Source organism: Siphonobacter sp. BAB-5385 (assembly GCF_002261125.1).
In the GTDB taxonomy this organism is placed as follows: Bacteria; Bacteroidota; Bacteroidia; order Cytophagales; family Spirosomataceae; genus Siphonobacter.
In genome coordinates this window covers 98,153-118,845 of record NZ_NMPS01000031.1, presented here as the reverse complement: position 1 = coordinate 118,845, position 20,693 = coordinate 98,153, and the positions used below count along the sequence as shown (strand labels likewise).

21 protein-coding genes are annotated in these 20,693 nt (G+C 51.3%); 6 read left to right on the top strand and 15 right to left on the bottom strand.

From position 1 onward, the window contains the following. Positions 1–31: 31 nt before the first annotated feature. From BWI93_RS02445 to BWI93_RS02430, 4 genes are all read right to left on the bottom strand, one after another. Positions 32–1,120 (bottom strand): S9 family peptidase, encoded by a 1,089-nt coding sequence (locus tag BWI93_RS02445; RefSeq protein WP_094808578.1) that lies wholly within the window; start codon positions 1,118–1,120, stop codon positions 32–34. Between the two features lie 137 nt (positions 1,121–1,257). Next, entirely contained in the window at positions 1,258–3,402 is a 2,145-nt protein-coding gene (locus BWI93_RS02440) for a penicillin acylase family protein (RefSeq protein WP_255157685.1), read from the bottom strand. 389 nt (positions 3,403–3,791) lie between these two features. Next, positions 3,792–4,676, bottom strand: a complete 885-nt coding sequence (locus BWI93_RS02435; RefSeq protein ID WP_094808576.1) for an SDR family oxidoreductase — start codon at positions 4,674–4,676, stop codon at positions 3,792–3,794. Between the two features lie 109 nt (positions 4,677–4,785). Continuing rightward, entirely contained in the window at positions 4,786–5,376 is a 591-nt protein-coding gene (locus BWI93_RS02430) for a Crp/Fnr family transcriptional regulator (protein WP_094808630.1), read from the bottom strand. A gap of 233 nt (positions 5,377–5,609) precedes the next feature. Between BWI93_RS02430 and BWI93_RS02425 the strand changes: the two genes are divergently transcribed. Further along, positions 5,610–6,002 (top strand): RidA family protein, encoded by a 393-nt coding sequence (locus BWI93_RS02425; protein ID WP_094808575.1) that lies wholly within the window; start codon positions 5,610–5,612, stop codon positions 6,000–6,002. A gap of 90 nt (positions 6,003–6,092) precedes the next feature. Here the strand turns inward: BWI93_RS02425 and BWI93_RS02420 are convergent, their stop codons facing one another. The 9 genes from BWI93_RS02420 to BWI93_RS02380 form a co-directional block, all read right to left on the bottom strand. Beyond that, entirely contained in the window at positions 6,093–7,151 is a 1,059-nt protein-coding gene (locus tag BWI93_RS02420; protein WP_094808574.1) for an acyltransferase, read from the bottom strand. Between the two features lie 158 nt (positions 7,152–7,309). After that, positions 7,310–8,188, bottom strand: coding sequence for a PHB depolymerase family esterase (locus BWI93_RS02415; protein WP_094808573.1), 879 nt, complete (start codon positions 8,186–8,188; stop codon positions 7,310–7,312). Between the two features lie 84 nt (positions 8,189–8,272). Next, positions 8,273–11,425 carry a M1 family aminopeptidase gene (locus BWI93_RS02410; protein WP_094808572.1) on the bottom strand — a complete coding sequence of 1,051 codons (3,153 nt, stop codon included), beginning with the start codon at positions 11,423–11,425 and terminating at the stop codon, positions 8,273–8,275. Continuing rightward, positions 11,422–12,294: an ABC transporter ATP-binding protein gene (locus BWI93_RS02405; protein WP_094808571.1), complete on the bottom strand. Its 873-nt coding sequence runs from the start codon at positions 12,292–12,294 to the stop codon at positions 11,422–11,424. The genes BWI93_RS02410 and BWI93_RS02405 overlap by 4 nt, the downstream gene beginning before the upstream one ends. Positions 12,295–12,366: 72 nt before the next feature. Further along, the gene (locus BWI93_RS02400) at positions 12,367–12,576 is read right to left on the bottom strand and encodes a helix-turn-helix transcriptional regulator (protein WP_094808570.1); all 210 of its coding nucleotides are present in this window, start codon (positions 12,574–12,576) and stop codon (positions 12,367–12,369) included. Between the two features lies 1 nt (position 12,577). Then, entirely contained in the window at positions 12,578–13,090 is a 513-nt protein-coding gene (locus BWI93_RS02395) for a DUF2975 domain-containing protein (protein ID WP_094808569.1), read from the bottom strand. Positions 13,091–13,195: 105 nt separating this feature from the next. Then, a complete protein-coding gene (locus BWI93_RS02390) occupies positions 13,196–13,672 on the bottom strand; it encodes an RES family NAD+ phosphorylase (RefSeq protein ID WP_094808568.1) in 477 nt (158 codons plus the stop codon). A gap of 4 nt (positions 13,673–13,676) precedes the next feature. Beyond that, positions 13,677–14,174 carry an antitoxin Xre-like helix-turn-helix domain-containing protein gene (locus BWI93_RS02385; RefSeq protein ID WP_094808567.1) on the bottom strand — a complete coding sequence of 166 codons (498 nt, stop codon included), beginning with the start codon at positions 14,172–14,174 and terminating at the stop codon, positions 13,677–13,679. Between the two features lie 181 nt (positions 14,175–14,355). Continuing rightward, a complete protein-coding gene (locus tag BWI93_RS02380; protein ID WP_094808566.1) occupies positions 14,356–14,721 on the bottom strand; it encodes a VOC family protein in 366 nt (121 codons plus the stop codon). A 327-nt stretch (positions 14,722–15,048) separates the two neighbouring features. On the opposite strand from BWI93_RS02380, the gene BWI93_RS02375 reads away from it, so the two are divergent. The 3 genes from BWI93_RS02375 to BWI93_RS02365 all read left to right on the top strand — a co-directional run bounded on the left by BWI93_RS02375 (position 15,049) and on the right by BWI93_RS02365 (position 17,350). Continuing rightward, positions 15,049–15,927 carry an AraC family transcriptional regulator gene (locus BWI93_RS02375; protein WP_094808565.1) on the top strand — a complete coding sequence of 293 codons (879 nt, stop codon included), beginning with the start codon at positions 15,049–15,051 and terminating at the stop codon, positions 15,925–15,927. Between the two features lie 70 nt (positions 15,928–15,997). Beyond that, positions 15,998–16,735 (top strand): SDR family oxidoreductase, encoded by a 738-nt coding sequence (locus tag BWI93_RS02370; RefSeq protein WP_094808564.1) that lies wholly within the window; start codon positions 15,998–16,000, stop codon positions 16,733–16,735. 204 nt (positions 16,736–16,939) lie between these two features. Next, positions 16,940–17,350: a DUF1810 domain-containing protein gene (locus BWI93_RS02365; protein WP_094808563.1), complete on the top strand. Its 411-nt coding sequence runs from the start codon at positions 16,940–16,942 to the stop codon at positions 17,348–17,350. A gap of 299 nt (positions 17,351–17,649) precedes the next feature. Here the strand turns inward: BWI93_RS02365 and BWI93_RS02360 are convergent, their stop codons facing one another. Then, positions 17,650–18,051: a DoxX family protein gene (locus tag BWI93_RS02360; protein ID WP_094808562.1), complete on the bottom strand. Its 402-nt coding sequence runs from the start codon at positions 18,049–18,051 to the stop codon at positions 17,650–17,652. 116 nt (positions 18,052–18,167) lie between these two features. Between BWI93_RS02360 and BWI93_RS02355 the strand changes: the two genes are divergently transcribed. Both BWI93_RS02355 and sugE read left to right on the top strand, forming a co-directional pair. After that, a complete protein-coding gene (locus BWI93_RS02355; protein ID WP_094808561.1) occupies positions 18,168–18,509 on the top strand; it encodes a helix-turn-helix domain-containing protein in 342 nt (113 codons plus the stop codon). 219 nt (positions 18,510–18,728) lie between these two features. Then, positions 18,729–19,049 carry a quaternary ammonium compound efflux SMR transporter SugE gene (gene sugE, locus BWI93_RS02350; RefSeq protein ID WP_094808560.1) on the top strand — a complete coding sequence of 107 codons (321 nt, stop codon included), beginning with the start codon at positions 18,729–18,731 and terminating at the stop codon, positions 19,047–19,049. Between the two features lie 109 nt (positions 19,050–19,158). On the opposite strand, the gene BWI93_RS02345 is transcribed toward sugE, so the two are convergent. Beyond that, a complete protein-coding gene (locus BWI93_RS02345) occupies positions 19,159–20,676 on the bottom strand; it encodes a T9SS type A sorting domain-containing protein (protein WP_094808559.1) in 1,518 nt (505 codons plus the stop codon). Positions 20,677–20,693 lie beyond the last annotated feature (17 nt).

Below are 20,693 nucleotides of genomic sequence, written 5' to 3'. Positions count from 1 at the left end.
CGGGAAAGCCCCTCTCTTCCGAAGGGGTAATTTATTTAGTTTTCGGGAAATAACTGACCTCGATCAGTTCCTTTACATTCCTGAATTTCTTGTTGGGTTTGAGGTACTGGGCCAGAAAGTCGTAAATCTTCAGGCGGCTTTCCTTGGCACCGTAGGAATCGATACGGTTGAAGGTATGTCCACCGGGAGCGTCCTTGTAGATTTCGTATTCAAATTTCTTCCCATCGGCTTTGAGGGCTTTGATCAGGTGCTCGACTTCCAGTACGTTCACGTCCTCATCGTTGGTATTGGTGTGAATCAGGAGTGGAGTCTGAAGTTTGTGCGTGTTCCAGGCGGGCGAGCGTTTGCGGTATTCTTCCACGTTTTCATCCGCTGATTTCCCTAAGTGAAAATCCGCTGAATAGGCATCCCGGTAGCCCTGACTTTTATAACCCATCCGGGCAATCAGGTCACTCACGGGAACACCCGCGTAACCGACGGCGTAGGCGTTGGGATAATTGAAGAGATTCAGTAAAGTAATCATTCCGCCGTGGCTCCAGCCCAGAATACCCACCCGACTTTTGTCAATGAAATCGTAGTTTTCGAGCATGTAATCCCGACAACTTTTGGTGTCATCCACTTCCAGTCCGCCGTAATCAATCAATTCGTAAAAGCCTCGGCCGTAACCTGTACTACCCCGGTAATCGGGGGCAATGACTACGTATTCCTGAGCCGTTAATTCCTTGACAATATGGGCATACGCCGTGTTGAAATTGCTATGGACTCCGCCGTGCGGAAGCACCAGTAAGGGATACTTTTTGCTCGGATCGAGTTTCCTGGGAATGAAGACGTATGCTGAAAAACGAACGGGATTTTTAGCTCCCTGTCCCGTAGGATTCTTAACGACGGCTGGGGGTGGCCCCGTAAGAATTACTTTGTCTACCAGGGCTACATCGCCTACTTTCTGCTCCCAGCTCAGGTCATCAATGCCTTTATCCAGAGCATCGAAGCTGTGCTGGAGATTGGATAACTGCTTTTGTAAAGTCGCAATCTGGGCTTCGGGGCTGGCGGGTGTTTTACTTTGGCCCAGGGCCAGGGAGCTGACTAAACAGGCCAGAGCGATTCCAGTAATTTTTTTCATCGATCGCAAAGAGTTGTTAAGTGGTTTTAAAAGCACCTAAAGCTTGTAGGATACAATCCCTTACAAGCTTTAGGTGTCGATATAAATCCTGAACACTACGGCTTGCCTGGATACCATCCGGACAAGCCGCCTGTTTACTAATCGCCGGGGTGGTATTTCTTCTCCATGTGTTTCAGGACATCTGCCTTGTAGAAGTAAATCTCCTTGTACGTCCCGTCGATGTACCCCCTGACCTGATCGGTGTAATGCGGGGACTTCGGGTCACTGCTAGCCCCGCCCGTCAAAATCGTTTTGGCCCGTAGTCGATCCCCAAACTCAACGGCGGCGACAAAGGTATTGCCCGTAACCCCGTAACGTTTGTGCGTTTGGGGTGCTTTGCGACTCACATAGGCATTGAGCGAACCCATGAATCCGGGCGTGGCAGGAACGGCCCAGCTTGGTTTTTGGTCACTCGGCTCGCCTTCGGTGCGTTGAAAACGATTTGCCGTACCCCAGGGTACTTCCCAGGTGCCGTAGTCCTTTTTCAACTCGCTGACCACCTGAGCCAGTGCCAGTACCTGCTCCCTCGCGGAAAGAAATTCAGTAGTCAGGGCGGCTCCGTTGGTCAGGGAATACTGCTCTTCCGTCGTCAGGGGACGGGGCAGTCGGGCCATGTCCAGCTGGATGATTTTTTCCAGCCAGTGCACCGTCAGGGTAGTTGCCACCGATTGCGTATCCGTTTTAAAATTCCACTGTTTCAGTACCTCAATCGGACCTTTGACGATGGATTTCAGGGAATCTGAAGTCAGGGACTGATAAGCGGCGATCAAACTGGGTACGTAACGCTCGCCGCTGGGCAAGTAGGCATCGTAGGAAGCCCGAACCACATCATCCATCGTAGCGTCTTTGAGGGGTGTCAGTACTTTCACCGCATGGACCGCCCGTGGCGTATGCCCATCGGGGTGCATGTAGGCGGGAAGTTTCAGAATCTCCTGCGATAATTCCCCGGCTCCGTACAAGGGCGTCGAATTGCAGTTTTGCAGCCAGCCATTAGCGGGGTTAATGTAGTGAGGAATTTCCGAGAGCTCGTGCGTACCCTGCCATTCCGTAGCTGCCGTGGTACCATCCACGGGCCGTTTCCAGTCGAGGAGCGGGTTCTTTCGGGGTACGAAGTTGCCGTGCCAATACGCAATGTTTCCATCTTTATCGGCGTAGAGTACGTTACTGCCCACCATGGCCCGTTTGTTCAGGGCTTCGGTAAATTCTCTCATGTTTTTCGCCTTCATCTTCAGCCAGTGCATGGCCAGCAGGTCGATGTTCGGTTCGTGCGTTTTTAGGGCAATCCAACGGGTTGCCGTCGCGTAGACGATGGGGCCGTGGTGCGTTCGGTACGTGACCACCTGGCGGGTAGCTATCCCATCCGCTTTCTTGTAGCGAATTTCGTGAACGGTGCTGTCGACGTTTTTCCAGGTACCCTCGTAGCGGTACATGAGTCTTCCATTTTTCCGTTGCACTTCTTCGGCGTACAGGTCTTTGGCATCGGAAAGCGAGACGGGGTGCATCCAGCCACAAGATTCGTTGAAGCCCTGAAAAATGGGGAATTGGCCCAGGAAAGGAGCCCCGTACGAGTTCAGTCCTTCCTCACTGACCACCTGTATTTCAATTCGGCCGTAGTATTCGGAATGGGGATTGATCAGGAGAATGGGCTTTTTACTTTTCGTTCGCGAAGGACCCAATACCCAGCCATTGGAGCCGTCGTTTTTGGGCGGTTCAGCCGTAAAACTCCGTCCCGGAATGGCATGCGTATCGTTCAGGTAAAACGCCTTGAAATCCGACTCAGCAACGTTACTGCCCCCCATGGCGGGCACGTTGTTCATCAGATTCATCCAAGGTTCTACCCGGGTAATGAGTTTGGGCTTTACGGCGGGATGCGTAGCCAGGTAGTAGTTAATCCCGGCGGCGTGGGCATCGCAGAGCTTTCGTAACCACTCAGGCGATTGCTGATAGTAGGCTTTGGCCTGCGTCGAGTCAATAAACAGATTAGACCAAAGGTCGCGGAGTAGGGCCGCTTCGCCTTCTACTTCTGCCAGTCGCCCCGTCCGGCTGATCAGGGAATTTTCTACTTTATCGAAGAACTGTTCACACTGTACGTACATCATGCCAAACACGGCATCGGCGTCGGTCTTCGCGTACACGTGGGGCACGCCGTAGGTATCCTTGATAATTTCGATGCGTTTGGCCTGCGTCCGCATGGCCTTTACTTCCTGGGGCGAAAAGGGGCTTTGAGCCAGAACTGGACTCATGCTTAAACCCAAACCAATATAGAGGAGAGAAATCTTCGACAGCATTTTACAACCATTGGTTAGTATGGCTGGTAAAATAAGGTTCGTAAGGCAAAAGCTGTGATGACTAGAGTACTATTTTGTAATACTTCCTGTTATTGAAATATTATATGGTATTTTAGTTATATCGGACTGATTTCTGTCAAACAAAAATAGGCTTTCGGGGAAGAATTTCACGAGTAAGGCTTACTCGTAATTTGAAGGGAAGAGTTAAATAGAAGTACTGTGCTGGAAGAGCCAGAAAGCAATTGGAAAGCTTAGGTAAGTAAGTATGGGTATACGATAAAGCGAATAAAAATCGGGTTTCCTGAACACAAAGATTAATCCTTATAGTCAGGAAACCCGATGATTTATCGATTGAAATAATGACCCATCCGTAGGTCCTCAATCAGCCCGGCATGGACGGGTTCCCAGCCCAAAGCTGCTCGGGTCTGGGTAGCCGTTGCCGGACTATCGAAGGTGATAAACCGACTCATCCAGTCAAAATGATTAATGGCCTCTTCGGGCGATACGGAGACCACGGGTACTTGCAGTTCCTGTCCGATTAATTCCGCAATTTCCCGAACCGGAATACCTTCGTCCCCAATGGCATTGTACCGCTGACCCATAGCGGCTTTTTCCAGGGCCAGTCGGTATAAGCGGGCTGCATCTAATCGGTGTACGGCGGGCCAGCGATTGCTGCCATCTCCTACGTACGCCGAAACGCCCTTCTTCCGGGCCAAATCAATCAGGAACGGTACGAACCCGCCATCGCCCTCATCATGAACGGAGGGCGGAAGTCGGATCACCGAAGCCTGTACGCCCGCCTCGGCCAAGGCCATAGCCGTAGCTTCGGAGGCCCGGTGCGTGGCCGGAGCCGCGTCCGTTTCCGTAATGATCCCTCCCTCGCTGGGCACAATCAGAATACCTCCGGTCACGATCAACGGACGATCCGTACCGACTAACGCCGAGCCGAGGGCTTCAATGGCTCGCTTGTCCGTTGCCGCCGCCGCCGCATACTGCGAAAAGTCGTGAATAAAGGCCGTATGAATCACGCCATCCGCTGCCGAGGCTCCCGCTGTCAATACCTCCGGATCTTCCAGGCTACCCCTGAGTATGTCCACACCAATTTCCTGAAGGGACTGGGCGGAGGCATCGGAACGGGCCAGGCCTAACACCTGATGCCCGGCCGCTAGCAATTCCTGTACAATGGCGGAGCCTACAAAGCCCGTGGCTCCCGTTACAAATACTCGCATGGTCGTGTATGTTTGTGAGGCGAGTGTTCGAACGAACCGCTTGCTCACTCGCCTGTGATTACAAGGCAAAATTGAACAATCAGGACAGGCAAAAAGAGGACATTTGTCCCTATTTTACCGGATGCCTGAGCTGAGCCTGTCGGATTCGCGTCAGCGTTTTCAAAGAAACGCCGAGGTAAGAGGCCACCATCCGCAAAGGTACGCGGGAGAGAATACCGGGATAGGCTTGAAGAAAATCCTCGTACTTCTCGGCGGGCGTGGCACTGAAGGTCTGGTAGAGGCGATTGCGACTGAGGTGCAGATGCCGGGAAATCAGTTGTTCGGAATAGGTTCTAAGGTTGGGGATCGTTTGGAGTAAGGTATCAAACCGATCGCGGTTCCAGATCATCAGCTGACTGTCTTCCAGGGCCTCAATGATGTAGGTCGAAGGCGTACGGTGGGTGTAACTTTCGCCATCGGTGGTCCAGTTCAGTTCCGGGGAAAACTGCATGATGTGTTCCGTACCATCCGCTCCAATTCGATAAGTTCGCAAAAAGCCCTTAGTAATGAAGATTTTATGCCGGCAGATGTCCCCAGCCTGTAATAAAATAGTTTTTCTGGAAACCGTCCGCTCCACCGCCGCGGCCGTAATCATCTGAATCTGTTCCTCCGTCAGATCGATGTGCTGGGCTTTCATATAGTTTTCAAAAATGGCTAACATTTTCTGCTGGGGTAAAAAGGGATAAAGCAATCGATGAATGACTGGCGTTTTGTCAACTCTTTTACACTAAGGTAATACACAAAAAAGCTTGAATTTCCTGGGATCGTCAAAATCCTGAAGACGCCTTCGTTTACGCAATTATTTTTTCGCGTTCCAAAAAAGGTATGACATAAGGCTGTCGCTAGAGGCAGTGATTTTTGTACGGTCAAATCAATTCTAACATCGTTACCCGCATGGAAAAGCGAACCATTGATCCCTGGAAATGGGGAGAGTACACCAATTCCGTACAAGCCGTTGAAATCAAACAGCCCGCCGGCACGCTCTATTGCTCCGGGCAGGCCGCCATCGATGCTCAGGGGCAGCCCAGTACAGCTGACATGCGAACCCAGTTACAACAAACCTTCGCTAATCTGGAGCAACTCATCACGGAGGCTGGTTACAGCTGTCAGGGCATCGTGCGGCTGAATGTGTATACGACATCCACGACTGAATTTTTTACAACCTGTGGGGATTTGTACCAGTCCTGGATCGTCCAACACGGTATCAAACAGGCCACTAGCTTACTGGAAGTGAAAGGCCTTTTTCAGGGGCTAACGATTGAGCTGGAAGCGACTGTAGTAAAGTAAACAGGATACGTCTGATCGTAGAAAAGGTTCGGTAATTTACCGAACCTTTTTGTTGTACTATGAAAATATAATTATTTGGAATAGAGGTATTTATCTTCGATTGAAGTAAGTGCGAATCGGCTCATCCAAAAATTTCAGGACGATATACGCAAACAGGATTAGTAAGACCACGCCGACGATCATGATCCCAACCAACTCACTCACGGGCGGCTTTTTTGCCTCGATGTAACTCAGCACAATCCACAAAAAAGGATAATGCGTCATGTACAGCGGATAGGAAATATCGCCCGAAAATGTACAAATCCGTTGTAATGTGGGCTCGACGGGCGTACCCGCTCCCAGGGCAATCAGGAAAGGAAAATAGAACACCACGAGCAGCGGATCGACCAACCAGTTGATTCCTTTCGAAAAAGGTACTAAAAACGTCAGCAGTAATAAAAGGCCTACTACGCCAAAACCCAGTCGCGTACGAATGATCCAGCGACTCCGATACACGAGCATACCCGCCAGAAAAGAATAGAAAACCCGGCTTCCGCCGCCCCAAAAGTTATCCCCACCAAATCCCACGGCCAGGTACGTGGATCGGTGAGCTTCGTAGAACAGCGTACCCGCGGCAATCAGGGTTAAGATTGCCAGAACTCTGGTGGGTAGTTTGACCAGTACTAACGCATAGAGCACATTGGCCAGGTACTCCCAAAACAGCGTCCAGGTGGGCGGATTGAGGTGAAACAGATTGAAATACCGTTCCCGCACCAGCGGAAAGGGAATCATCAGACAGGAGGTGAGAAACATGCCCAGCGTCTGACTGGCGTATACGGAATAGAGTTTGCTAAACGGATCAAAAACGAAGGTCAGTAAGCCAATGATCGAACCGATTACCACCAGCGGGTGTAAACGAATCAGTCGTCTTTTTAGAAAAGTAAGCACGCCCATCGATCCCAATTTATCATCGTACGCGTAGGCGATGACAAAACCCGACAAGCAGAAGAAAAAATCGACGGCCAGGTACGCGTGGGCAATGAAACTGTCGTGGTAATCCGGAGTGATAAACTCCATGAAATGGAAAATAACCACGGCTACGGCAGCAATGCCCCGTAGTCCATCGAGCACTTGAAAATGAGGTTTGGTCGGTACAGAAGAGGTCAGCATACGGGCTGTTAGGGTACTGGATACGGAGAAGAATTCCTGTCGTAAGCTGTTCAGCTACTCACCTCAGGAGCTAAAATGATGCGGAGAACGGTACGTACTAATCAAGCCTCCAGATACGGGAATACCCAGAGGCTTGAAAAAATACAGCGATTCGCCGTCTAGCGAAGCTGGCGTTGGAAAAAACGCAACGCTTCTACGTGTACGTCAATATCCTTGGGGTAATCGTGCTTGCCACCGATCACTTTCAGCAGAACTACTTCGGGCTTTCCTTTAGCCTGATACGTATGTCGTTCTACGGTCCGACCATCGCTGGGGTCTGTATCGGGCAGTTTTTCCATCGTTGGTTTGCCGCGATACCCCGCCAGCTCGGCCCAGTAGGCAAAGGTGCGGTCGGTGGAGCGTACGCGGCCCATGTTCATGTTCGGCCCCAGATCAACGACACCGCCCTGATACGGGTTTACGTTATCTTCCGTACCGTTGATGATCAGCATGGGTACGGGTTTGCCCGCGGGCGTACAGTCCAGATTATCGGTATCGGGCAGATTGGCGATGATGGCCGTTACGGCCCGGAAGCGATCCGGCATGGTCAGGGCTAGTTTATACGCCATGTGACCACCCCCGGAGGTGCCCACGGCAAAAACCTGCTTTGGCTGAATGCCGTAATGCCGCTCAAAGTATTCGATCATGCCCGCAAAGAAAGCCTGCTCGTTGACGTCCTCCTTGTTCGCCAGGGCGGGCGAAGCTTTCCGGCATTCATTCCAGTAGCGTTTATAACCATCGGGGTATACCAGCAGCGTGCGGGTGGCCTGGGCCTCCTGTTCCGCTTTTTCGGTGCCCCGCATCATGCCTTTGCCATCGCCGCCCGATCCGTGCATGACGAAAGCCAGACTTTGCGGTTGCTGACCCACGGCGGGTTTATGAAAATGGAAGACGCGATAATTTCCTTCAATCTGTAGGGAATCGGTCAGCACCTGAGCGTGTAATCCACTGAAGGATAACCAACCCAGCACGCTGGTCAGGACAATACGTTTCAACATTACAATAGATTTAGCATGCAAGAAGGAACGAAGATCGGAGGCACCACGCTCGGATTCAACAATTGATGAAAATTTTCCTGGAATTCATCGTTGAACCTGCTTGAAAAGGGCGTCGATTTTCGGGTGAGTGGCAGGTGGACTGACGCGGTACAGTTCGTCCAGCAAATCCGTCGAAACCGGAGCCGCATTCGGATAGGCGTGGGCCGCCAGCAGCCGTCGCAGGGCCTGATTGACGCGTTTTTCACCGATTAACTCGCTCAATTGATACATCGCTACCAGCCCTTTCGAGTAATGCAGGTGATCGTTTTCGGGTTTGACCCGATACAGGGGTTCTTCCGTGGTGAATCCCCTTTCCTGCTCGTAAATCGCCCGGTGTAGAGCCACGTGTTCTAAGACCTTTTCGTAGCCGAGCGTATGCTTGACCAGCATTAGCTCGGTATACATGGCCAGTGTTTCGGTCAGTAACTTACTGCCCTCGCGTTCGTCCGGCACCAATTGATTAGCACCCCACCACTGGTGCGAGAGTTCGTGGGCGGCTAGTTCGTTGATCACGTCCTGCTGCCGATCTCCGGCCAGATTGGCGTGAAAGAGGAGGTCTTCCGTCATGAAAATACTGGCTGGATACGCCGTGCCCGCGAAGCCCGAAGTAAAGGAGGAAACTTCAGCAAAACGAATGACCGGAAAGGGATACGGCCCAAATTCCCGCTGGCAGTAATCGAGTGCCCGCTGCGTCCGTTGGATCAAATGATTCACATTTTCCGGATGTTTCGGGTCGTAATACACCTCGATACGCGTACCCCGATGATTCACCCGCCGAAGCTGATACTGAGCCGAGGAAACAGCAAAACGAAACGGGACCGGAGTGGGCGTCTGAAAATGAAAATACCGGCGGTCCTGCTGCGTCCACTGCCCAACCAGTGATCCAACACCTACAACGGTCTGAGCGGCGGACGTCGAAACGAGCATATCCAGTCGAATAAAATCCGTTGGATTGCGGGGAGCTTCCAGCGGTCGTAAAGGACTGGCGGGGTCTAATCCTCTGTTTCGCCGCTCTTTCGGCGAGCTAATTTCTACATCGGTCTGATAGCCAATTTGCGGAAAATAATTACTGAGTCGGAGAAACGTTCCATTTTGCACGATGGCATTAAACGATTCATGGCCCGAGAAACCGTTCCATCCCGAATGAAAGGAGAAATGCAACTGAGCCGTATCGCCGGGCCGTAAGGGTTTTGCCAAACGAATAAGATGCGTCTGATGCGGCAGAACTTTACGCAGTTGCCCACGTACCCATACCAGCGAATCCAGTTCAATTCCTTCGGGGAGGGTCCACAAAACCTGATCAAGGGTCTGGGATGATTGGTTAACGAGCTGATACGTACCCCGTACCCGGTACCTGTGTTGCTCCGGAAATAAATCGACCTGCGTTCGAATGTCCGTTACCCGCGGCTTCGGCTGATCGCGGAATCGACGAAACTGCTGTTCATACCACTGCCGCTCCGCGAGCCGATCGCCACGTTTGGGAACTTTGGCGTGAATGGTCAGGCCCAGCGTAAGACTGCCAACGAGCAATAAAACCAGGACTGGTATACTCCGCAGGTGGGGACTTCTTCGCTGTACCGTAAACGTGAGCAGGAGCAACACAACGCTCCACCCGTAGGCCAGTCGCCAGCTAAAGCTTTCCACGTACGCGTCCCAACCATTCATTTCGCTATAACGCCCGCTGTACGGTGCGGCCAGGCGAATCAGTGGATGCGTGAGTCCCAGAAATTTACCCAGGGACGTGGAAACGAGTAGCACTACGACGGTCGCCACCAGCAGGCTAAGTCCTTTTTGTGGAATGAGCCAGTATAGGCATAAAGCCAGTCCACTACTGATGCTCACCGGCAAACCAATGAACGCATACAGAGCTGCGTAAGCTGACCAGTCAACGGTGGGGTATTGGTACACCCACTGGAAGACCAGAGCCACCCCAATCACCAGCGTAAGCATCAGCACGTGAAGTAAGCTTAGGCTGAGCCACTGTGCTACTAATTGCGTCACCTGCTCGGCGGGCGTGGAACGTTCCAGCAGGCTAAAACCTTCGTTGCGGCTCCGATAAAAGAGTTCATGGCTATAGAATAGTACGATGCAGACCTGCAAGCCCGGTACGTTGGCCAGAATCCGGTTGACAAAAACGGCCGTAGTCGCGTAGCGTTCGGGCAGACGAATGCCCTGATCCAGCGTGCCGTAGTATTCCATGGCCATATAAAACACAAGACTCAAGGCCAGCACCGCAAAAGGAATGCTTCGGATGATCCAGAGCAGACTAAGGCGAACTTCGCTGATGAGGACGGAATAATGGTAAGCAATTCCCTGAGCAAAACCCGTCAGAAGTCGGTATTGTCCCTGAAAGGAATGAGCTGAGGATGTAGGCGAACGACGACTTTTCGTAGGGATCTGAAACCGATAGCGAAGTAAACTGAAACCGATGACCAGTCCGGAAAATAATAGGTACCCGCATCGGTTGAGGAGCAATACCCCGCTGAGTTGTAGGAGTTGACTGTTTTTCTGTACTAGATTCCAGTGATTCGTCTGCTGATAAAAGGCGGACAGTCCCAACGGATCCAGCAAGGCAGCCCCATACTGGGCCTGTTCCGACGCAGGTAAAGCGGCAGACATGAGCGGCGAGCCCGCATACAGCATCACGACCAGATAAGTCATGTACAGCAGCAGGGCGACCATGTATACGATCAATTTTCGGGAGCTGAACCAGGCTACGCCGCTCAGCAGAGCCACGTACAGGAAAAGGTTCGGTACGCTGAACAGGAAAAAAGGCTGGGCGTAATACGTCCATTGAAAAGTGCCATTGTATTCGGTCTGCGTGAATTGGGAAAGCAGTACGCCCGTGCTGAGACTCAGCATGAGCAAAGCACTCAGCAGGAAAACCGCCGTGAACCGTCCCATCAGAAAGGGAACCTTCCTTAGCGGCAGGGCGTACAGAACCGTCTCCAGGTTGGCGTCTTTTTCCCGAAAAAATACCTGAGCTGAAAAAAAAGCGGTAATAAAGATGCCGGCCAGATTGAATAAACCCGTAAGGTGCGTAAGAGCGTAGCTGCCGTACCGGGTCAATTCTCTACTGGGACTAAACGTAAGCTGTGAGCCAATGAAATAGCCGATCAACAATGCGAGTGCCAGACTTAGATAAAAACCGGGTTTTCGGAGGTACGAGTGGACTTCGAAGGTAAACGTCGCTTTCATAACGCAGGTTGATTGAGGGTATGAAAATAAACGTCTTCCAGACTAGCCGCCAAGGGCTGATAATCGGGTCCGGGACAGCTAGTTGCGTAGTAGTGGGCCACGTGCGTACCGCCGACCAACTGCATCGAAAGCAGACCCGGCTGCGGGGAGGCGAGTTCCGCTTTAGCGACGCGTCGCTGCCAGAGCTTGCCTTCCAGGTTTTGAATGAAAGCTTCGGGTTTGCCGCGAGCGATGAGTTGACCCCGATTCATAATGGCAATATCGGTACACAAGTGCCGCACATCTTCGACCAAGTGCGTAGACAGGATGACGATTCGTTCTGCACTGATTTCACTGAGCAGATTATTGAATCGCAGGCGTTCTTCGGGGTCGAGGCCCGCCGTAGGTTCGTCCACAATCAGTACTTTGGGGTCCCCGAGTAAGGCTTGGGCAATCCCGAATCGCTGTAGCATGCCCCCCGAAAACCGGTGAGCTTCCTGATGCCGTACGGCGTAGAGGTTCGTTTTTTCGAGTAAGGCCAGTACCTGTTCCGTTCGGGACGCCCGGTGGGTAAGGCCTTTCAGAATCGCCAGGTGTTGGAGTAGTTCGTAGGCCGATACCTTCGGGTAGACGCCAAAGCCCTGGGGTAGAAAACCCAGGTGTTGTTTGAAGAGCCGGGGCTGTTGCCGAACGTCGAGGTCATTCCAGTGGATTTCCCCCTGATCGGCGGTTTGCAGGCCCGCCAGCGTTTTCATGAGTGACGATTTACCGGCTCCGTTGGGCCCCAGTAAGCCAAACATACCCGGACCGAGATCGAGCGAAACATCGTTCAGGGCTTTCACGCCATTGGCGTAGGTTTTGCTAAGGTGCTGAATGCGTAAGCGTTGCATGGTTGAAAAGGCATAGCGATTTCCGCTCTCGCTGAAAGCGGGAGTACAAGAAAAGAGGAAAGGAAGAAGGGCTTAGGGCTCGGCTACGTATTCAAGAATGTCGCCGGGTTGGCAGTCCAGAATCTGACATAGGGCTTCCAGCGTATCGAAACGAACGCCCTTAGCTTTGCCCGTTTTGAGGATAGACAAGTTGGCTGGTGTAATGCCCAGCCGCTCGGCCAGTTCTTTGCTCTGCATTTTCCGGCGGGCGAGCATGACATCCACGTTGACAATGATGGGCATACTAAATAATTAAGTCCTGTTCATTTTGAAGCGTAAGCCCCTGTTGAAAAATAACAGCTAGAAAATACGTAAACACGCCGAGCAGGAAATGCAGGCTGATAAGTACCTCTACCGGCGAACCAAGGGGATAAACCAGCGAGATCAGCACGGTTACCAGGGTGGGTAATAGCAGATTCCCCCGGTAAAACCACTGCAATTGCCGGATGCCGTAGGGGGTAAACAGTCGGGTTTGGGTAAAAACCGTAAAAACCCGGCTCACCAGATAAAAGAACAGCGTATACATGCCCAGTAATAACAGAAACATACACAGATAGCCGGGATTGTATTCTCCCAGTAGGTACGGCTTCGTCGTGAAGGGATAATAAATTTCAAATCGGCTTTGCTGCTCATTTACATGTAATGACCAGCCCGTGGCAAAAGCCAGGGCAGAAAGTACAAAGGAAAGTCCATAGCCCAGGGCCGCCAGGCGGGTGAGGACAAACAGGATGCGGGAGATAAAACGAACGGTTGCCATCGGTAAGAATCGTTAGACCTTACAAAGCAACAATTAATTATCGTAAAACAATAATTAATTAAGAAAAATAATAATCTCTTGGGAGGAGACCCCATGTCTTTGCACTTAAGCCGTACCGCTTCGCAGCCGGGTGTCCAGCGGCAATACCCGTTGATGAATCAGTTGAACGTCAATGTAGGCCGGGTGACGCGGATGCAACAAAAGGTTGTACGATTCAGGCATGATGACCGAGGGTACGCCTACGGCCAGACAAAAGGGATCTTTCAGCCATTCTTTCAAAATCGTCTGGCTGGCGAAGAGGGAGGGAGCGTTCCAGTATGCGGGCAACTGACTGGGATTTAGCCAGAAAACGGTCTGCGGATCTTCAGGGAGGCGGAGCGTACTAAGCCACAAACGGGGCAACTCGCTCGTGAGCAGGGGCGGCAGGTGGACCAGCGTTTCGAGCAGAGCCAGTTCCGGCGTTCGGCTGGTGTACAGAATACCAATTCCTTTGGGGTTCCAGCGACCTCCGTATTTATAACTTCCCACCGTCGACAAAGGGTCCGTGTGGTAAGGTTCTTTGTTGATACGAAATACGTCCATGTACTTAACTAATGATTCCCCATTCAATCCGGCCGAGTACGTCTTCGGCTAAGGCAAAGCCTGAAACGGTATCCAGTACGGCGAGCGGTGACTGGGCTTCCTGTTCGCTGGTGGCGGGGCTGCTGTACGCTTCGGCAACCGGGGCCTCGAATGAGCCCATACTTCGTAGCGGTAGCGTAGGCTCGGGTTCCTCGGTTCGCTCGGCGTAGGCTAATTCGGGCAGGGGTGTATGCAACCAGCGACTGACCAGGTCCGACCGACCATCGAAAACGTTTAGACTGTGCCGGAGTAAGCGTTCCAGTAAGAGCAAACGCTCGCTGGCGGCCAGGGAAAGTACCTCCGAGGGAGTTTTCCCGTGCAGACCCCGCACGGACATATTCAGTACATGAGCCATTTCCTTGTCACTCAGTCCGGCAAGGGCGGCCACTTCGTCCACCCGGGCACGCAGTACGCCTTGCCGGGCTTGTTGGATCAGATGCGTTACGGGCAGAACAGCTTGCATAGATTGATTTCACTAGTGTATGGTAAATATACACACATAGAAGTGAAAAAATTCCATTTTGTTGCTATTCTTTTCCTGCAAAGGTAAAATCCTTACGTTTGGACGAACAAAAAGCAACGAAAGGACAAGTCCATACAGTGAAATTTCCAGTTGAAAAGCCCTTGAGAAATTCTACAAGAGATTATTCCAATCGAAAATGCGGATTGTAAATAACTCCCAGCGTGTTGCCGAAGGGGTCCTGTACCGTGGCCACGAAAATGCCGCCACCTACTTCCTGGGGTTCTTCCAGCGATTTCGCTCCCTTTTCCAGCAGCGATTGATACACCTCGTTGATGTGCTCTACGCCCCAGTACGTAACGGGCGAACCCAGGGCAGGTGCCAGATGCGGGTCCAGCCCTAATTCATAACCGCCGACATTGTAGCCCACGTAAAAAGGCTCATCGAAATATGGAGCGATTCCTAAAAAATCGGTGTACCAGGCTTTGGTTTGCTCCAGATCAGGAGCGGCATAAATGGTGGTTCGGAGGCCTAATAGCGGAGATGCCATGCGTTAGCAGTTAAATTCGTTGAAGAGGAAATAAACCAGAATGAGCTGCCAAGATAGCAAACCTGCCTTTTAATGAATGATACTCTCTCGAAACGTTTGCACGAAAAAGTGCATCGTCTACTCGCTTTAATGTAGAGAAGAACCAGGCAAGATGAAACTTTCTGAAAGCAATCTGAATTTCTTCGGATGGCGATTAGATACAGGAAAGGATGTCAAAAAAGATGCATACGCTCCACGATTAAACGGAGAGCCTGTATCCAACGCAAGTAATTATGAATGGAACGGGGCAGGTCGCTCGTATAGAGGAATGCGAATAAAAGCCAGGCTATGAAAGATACAAAAGGCTTAATACAAGAGATTAGGCATCACGATACGCTGGTGTTAACCGTCAACGAGAACTGTACGAAACCGCCACCGGAACGAGTTCTACAGACGCTGCTGCAACCCCATAAGTTGTCCTACTACTATTTTGTGTTCATGGATCAGGGAGCTGCCACGTATAGAACGGATTTACAAAACGTGATCCTGTCGGATAGCCAATTGTTGATGGGATTGCCTAATCAGGTTTTCGCCAATTCGTATTCCCACGCCCGGACTCAACATTTTAAGATTGGTTTTGATGAAACTACGCTGGCCCTGTTGCCGCAATCCTATTCCTTTCTGGTCAATCCTAATAATCTAAGTACCCTCACGTTCGATCCCGTGGCCAAGCAGCGGGTCAAGGCGATATTGGCCATGTTGTTTCAATTGCTTCATGCGTCGGAACGACGGGCCGATGTACCGATCCTTTTAGCCTATTTAAACGCCTTGTTAACGGAATTCAACAGTGCCTACTTCGAGCAGAGCCAGCAGGAGGTACGTTCAAATCCCAGACTGGCCAAATACGCGGCTTTCAAACAAGTAGTGGAAAACTATTTAACCGAACAACCGGAAATCCATACCATCGCGGAAGAATTGTCCCTGACCCCGAGCGGCTTGTACAGTGTAGTGAAGGAATTTTCGGGGGTTTCGCCCAAAGAATGGATTACTAGCCGATTAATACTGGAAGCCCAACGCAAACTACAGTATTCCAGCGTTTCGGTCAAAGAACTAGCCTACGAGCTGGGTTTCAATGATCCCGATTATTTTTCGAGGGTATTCAAAAAAAGAACCGGCAAAAGCGTCCGTTCCTTTTTGACGGAAGGGCACGATTTGTCCGGTAAATAACACGATTAGTCCAGAAGCTCTGGATAGGGACTCGCTACTTTCGCCCCGTAAGTTTTAAACGGTTTAAACAATGAAAGTAGCATTAGTAACAGGAGCTAACAAAGGCATTGGGCTGGAAGTAGCCAAACAGCTCGCTCAAAAAGGATTTCAGGTGTATCTCGGAAGCCGTGACCTGGCTAAAGGCGTACAGGCCGTAGAAAAACTCCAGGCAGAAGGATTCAGCAACGTCGAAGCGATCGCCCTGGATGTGACGGACGAAGCCTCGGTTCAGGCCGCCCGCGAGCGTATCGGTCAGCAAACGGAGGTTTTGGATGTACTGGTCAACAACGCCGGTATTTCGGGTGGATTTGAACAGTCGGCCCTCGGGTCACCCATTGAGCAGTTTCAAACCGTGTACGATACCAATCTGTTCGGCGTAATCCGAGTGACGCAGGCATTCATTGATTTGCTAGAGAAAGCAACGGAGCCGCGAATTGTTAATGTTAGTACCAGCATGGCTTCCCTTACGCTGGCCGCTGACCTGACTTCGGAGAGCTATCCCACCCGTTTTGTGGCGTATCAATCTTCGAAGACAGCCCTGAATATGTACACGATCAATCTGGCGTACGAGCTTCGCCATACGTCCTTCAAGGTAAATGCCGTTTGTCCCGGTTATACGCAGACCGATTTTACCAATCATCACGGGACCAGTACGGTTGCCCAGGCCGGCGAACGCATCGTTAAATACGCAACGATCGGATCGGATGGACCAACGGGTAAATTTTTCAGTGAAGAATACTTTCCGGAACCGGCCAACTGTCCCTGGTAAAGTCGAAACCCCACTAGGTACTCCCTGGTGGGGTTTTCAGTACTTCTTTTGCACCGCAAGAGAACGATGCGGAGTTGAGAAACATGGATAGCGGATTTTCGCCTGGCCAGTAGGCGAAGGTGTGGGGGCGGAGCATTGCCAGCCAGAAGGATAACTAGGCTAGGCACAACTCTTTTTATACCGGTTGGAGCTAAAATTACTGCAATGGACCTCAATCGATTTATAGAAGCTCAGGAAGAAGAGTATGCTCAGGCTTTGTCTGAAATTAAAAACGGACGGAAGCGGAGTCACTGGATGTGGTACATTTTCCCGCAGTTGAAAGGACTCGGTTACAGTCACATGGCCCAGCACTATGGTATTGCGGACCGGGCGGAGGCTCAGGCTTATGTACAACATCCCGTGCTTGGGCCTCGTCTTATCGAAATTTCCCAGGCCCTGCTGGATCTGCCGATAGCCAATGCTACAGTCATATTGGGAAGTCCCGATGACCTGAAATTACGGTCCTCCATGACCCTGTTTGCTACGCTCGAAGCAAGTGATCCCGTATTTCAGCGGGTACTGGATAAATTCTATCAGGGAGAAGCGGATGCCCAGACGCTACGTTTACTGGGTTAATCAGCTGATAATCGGACACTGGTATTCCATTGATTAGAATCGACGATACGTCCCAGACCCTTCTGAGACGTATTCTGAATCGTTCGTTTTGATGGCTGTAAACGGCGATAAATTCCGCTGAAAGAAGCCATCGGCAGGTCTTCCACTTACTACAAAAGGGAATAATTCATCCCCTGTCAGGGTCATAAACTGCCGATGACCGAACCGCCTGGCGTAGGTCAGAAGTAAGTCCAGGTAGGATACACAACACAGGTACGGCACACAACAATGGATGTAATTCGGTGCGGCGTCTTCATATCTTACAAAAATGAACGCATGGGTGCGTTCGTCCATCGACCCCAGGCGACCCCGGCGGCCAGTAGTGCAAAGACAACATTTACACCAATAAGCGAGGCCTCCCCGCGGGCAATGTGAAAAATACTGGCGGTGATCATCAGCAGAATTACCCCCACGGCTGCGAGCGGCGTCAGTGCAGGTTTGACGTTAAGTAGCATCGGTACTACCAGACCCAGGGCTCCCAGCACATCGACCATTCCGGTAAGCGTGACCACCGATCGGGGAACCTGATTCGTCCAGGGCCACATCGCCGCTAATTGATCCAGAGGTTGAAATAATTTCATACTGGCGGCCCAGAGCAGACTGGCAGCCAGCAAGAGTTGAATAAGCCAAAGGGTTACGTGCAGGATTCGGTTCTTTTTCATGCCATAGTTGATTTGTAATGGCACGAAACTAGGTAAGTTTGCTATCCCCTAGAAAGCACTATCCACTGGGATAGCACTTTCCAGTTGGATAGTAACGTACCCTAAAATCCTGTGTGATGCTCACGAGCGAAGGTTGCCCCAGTACGATGTTATCGATCAAAGATGCCCTGGAGGCTCTGGAAGGAAAATGGAAATTGCTGATTTTGTTTGCTTTATCCTCTTCAGGGCCTAAACGCTTTAAACAGATTTCCAAAGAGGTCGCCGGGATTACCGATAAGACATTGTCGAAAGAATTGAAATTGCTCGAATCGAACCAACTCGTAAAACGCGAAGTACACGATACGTTTCCGCCAACGGTTGAGTACTCGATCACGCCGCACGGGCTGTCGCTGGAAAAAGTAATCGCAGAACTGCATTACTGGGGACTGGCCCACCGGAAGCAGATTATTGGAAAGTAAAGAATGATTCGATTAATGAAAAGGGCTTTGGGTAGCATAGCGACCTACTTTACCGCATAGCCATTACTGCCAGAATTTAAAAAATGAACCCAAACGGGAATTTTTGAAGGCCTGGGGAAGTTTAGACAGCACGATCTACGTTAAGTCACTGGAGGACGACCTCCCCCACGCAGGGAATCGCATTCGGGACGGCCCGGCTTATTTTAAAAAAGCTAAACCATGGCCTGGATCTATTTGATTTTCGCTGGACTGCTGGAAGTCGTCTGGGCGTACTTCATGAAACAATCCGAAGGATTTTCCCGCCTTACCCCCTCAATACTTACGCTCGTAGCCATGCTGGCCAGTTTTGGACTGCTATCCGTAGCCATGCGAACGTTACCCTTAGGAACCGCTTATTCAATCTGGACGGGAATTGGGGCCGTTGGAGCTTTTCTGGTGGGAATCATTCTGCTGGGTGAAGCAGTGAATTTTACCCGCATCCTGGCCGCTGTGTTGATTATCGCGGGGCTGGTATTGATGAAAGTTTCTTCTTCGCATTAATAGCTGAGCCTTGTAGGAGGCAGTCTCCGGTGAGTACTAGTAACGCAAAAAACAGGCCCATTCCTTGTATAAGAAATGGGCCTGTTTCTCTGCTGTCAAGGACAGCGTATTACTGCTTGAGCACTTTAAAGGTTTCTACCGTGCCGTTCGCAAACTGTAATCGGACCACGTACAAACCCTTGGTTAATCCCTGCATAGGAAGCTGGCTACCGGGATTTGAAGTACGGTACACGGTAGTTCCCATGGAAGAAAGGACCTGTATAGCCTGTAATTTACTCAGATCTTTTATCTTCAGCGTTAATACATCGGCTACCGGATTGGGATACACGCTGGCCAGGGCGGCTACTTCGAAAGCGATACTTTGGGAACGCGTGAGTTCAGTGTGACCATCAAAATCAACGATTCGCAGGCGGTAGTAATTGATGCCATTAGCGGGGTCCGGGTCCAGGAAGCTATAACGTTGCTCCGAAGTACTATTACCCTTCGCAGCTACTGAGCCAATGCTTCGCCAGGTACGGCCATCCAGGCTGTGTTCGATTGCAAAGCTTTTCGTATTTTTCTCCTGTACGGTAAGCCAGGTCAGCTGGGCGGCATCTCCCTCTTTGCTTACTTCAAAACGGGCTAAGGTTACGGGCAAAGCCGAAGCTACGGAGCCAATGGCCAGAGCCGTAATGGCGGTTCCTGCCGGAATAGTACCCGTAATGGGGCTATCTTCTTGGTTGCTGGTAGCGGTAGCTCCACCACTTAGGTCAATCCATTGTGTACCGTTCCAGCCCACTACCCGTAGATTCTGAGCGGAGGCAAAGCCACTCATGTCAGGCATGGCTACGCGAAAGTTCACCGCGTCGGCTGTTCCCTGTACCGTAATCCAGTCCCATTGGCCGGCCGGACTTACACTGGTAATGCCCGAACCTACGGCGGTGGTGGGGTGCAGACTGCCGCCATCAGAAGGGTCGGGTGTGCTGGTTGGATCGCCCGTAATCCAGGCGACGGCGTATTCATTGTCTCCGGCGGGAACGCTCAGCGTTTGCAGGGGCCGGTAGTCCGTACCACTGCCGATGGGGAAGAAAAAAGGCGTGTTTCCGCGTTTGCTAACGTACCCATTGACGTGCTTGGTATCACTGGCGTTGTTGTCCCCATAAACTCCTGCCGTGCCAAAATGAATAGCCCCCTGATCGGTAGCACTTCGAACAGTGGTCGTAATCCCATTATGAAAGTTTAGGGTACCCGCTACGTTGATGCCCTGACTGTTGGTGATAGCCATCACGTTGGGGCCAATGTTGAAGCGGAGGTTCGCAAAATTGGGAGCAATCGTACCGGCAATGGTGCCGTTGCCCTGGGCTGAAAACAAGTCCAGACTGCCCGTACTGAGCCAGGAGCCTCTAGTATCGAAAAGCGAATTGCCGTGCTCAAAGGTACTGGTATTGAGGAGGGTCATACGTCCATCTGCCAGCACAAAAAGCCCGTCGGGACTATAGTCAGAAACCGTACCTCCGTCGATGGTAACCGGAGAACTACCCCCACCCAGGGTAGTGGATTGGGCCATCCCCGCCAGTGGACTTAGCAGCAAAGCGAAGGCCGCACTGATCCAGGGGGTGACCAGGTATCGTTTAGAAGTTGAATGCATAGCGATCAGAATAAAGA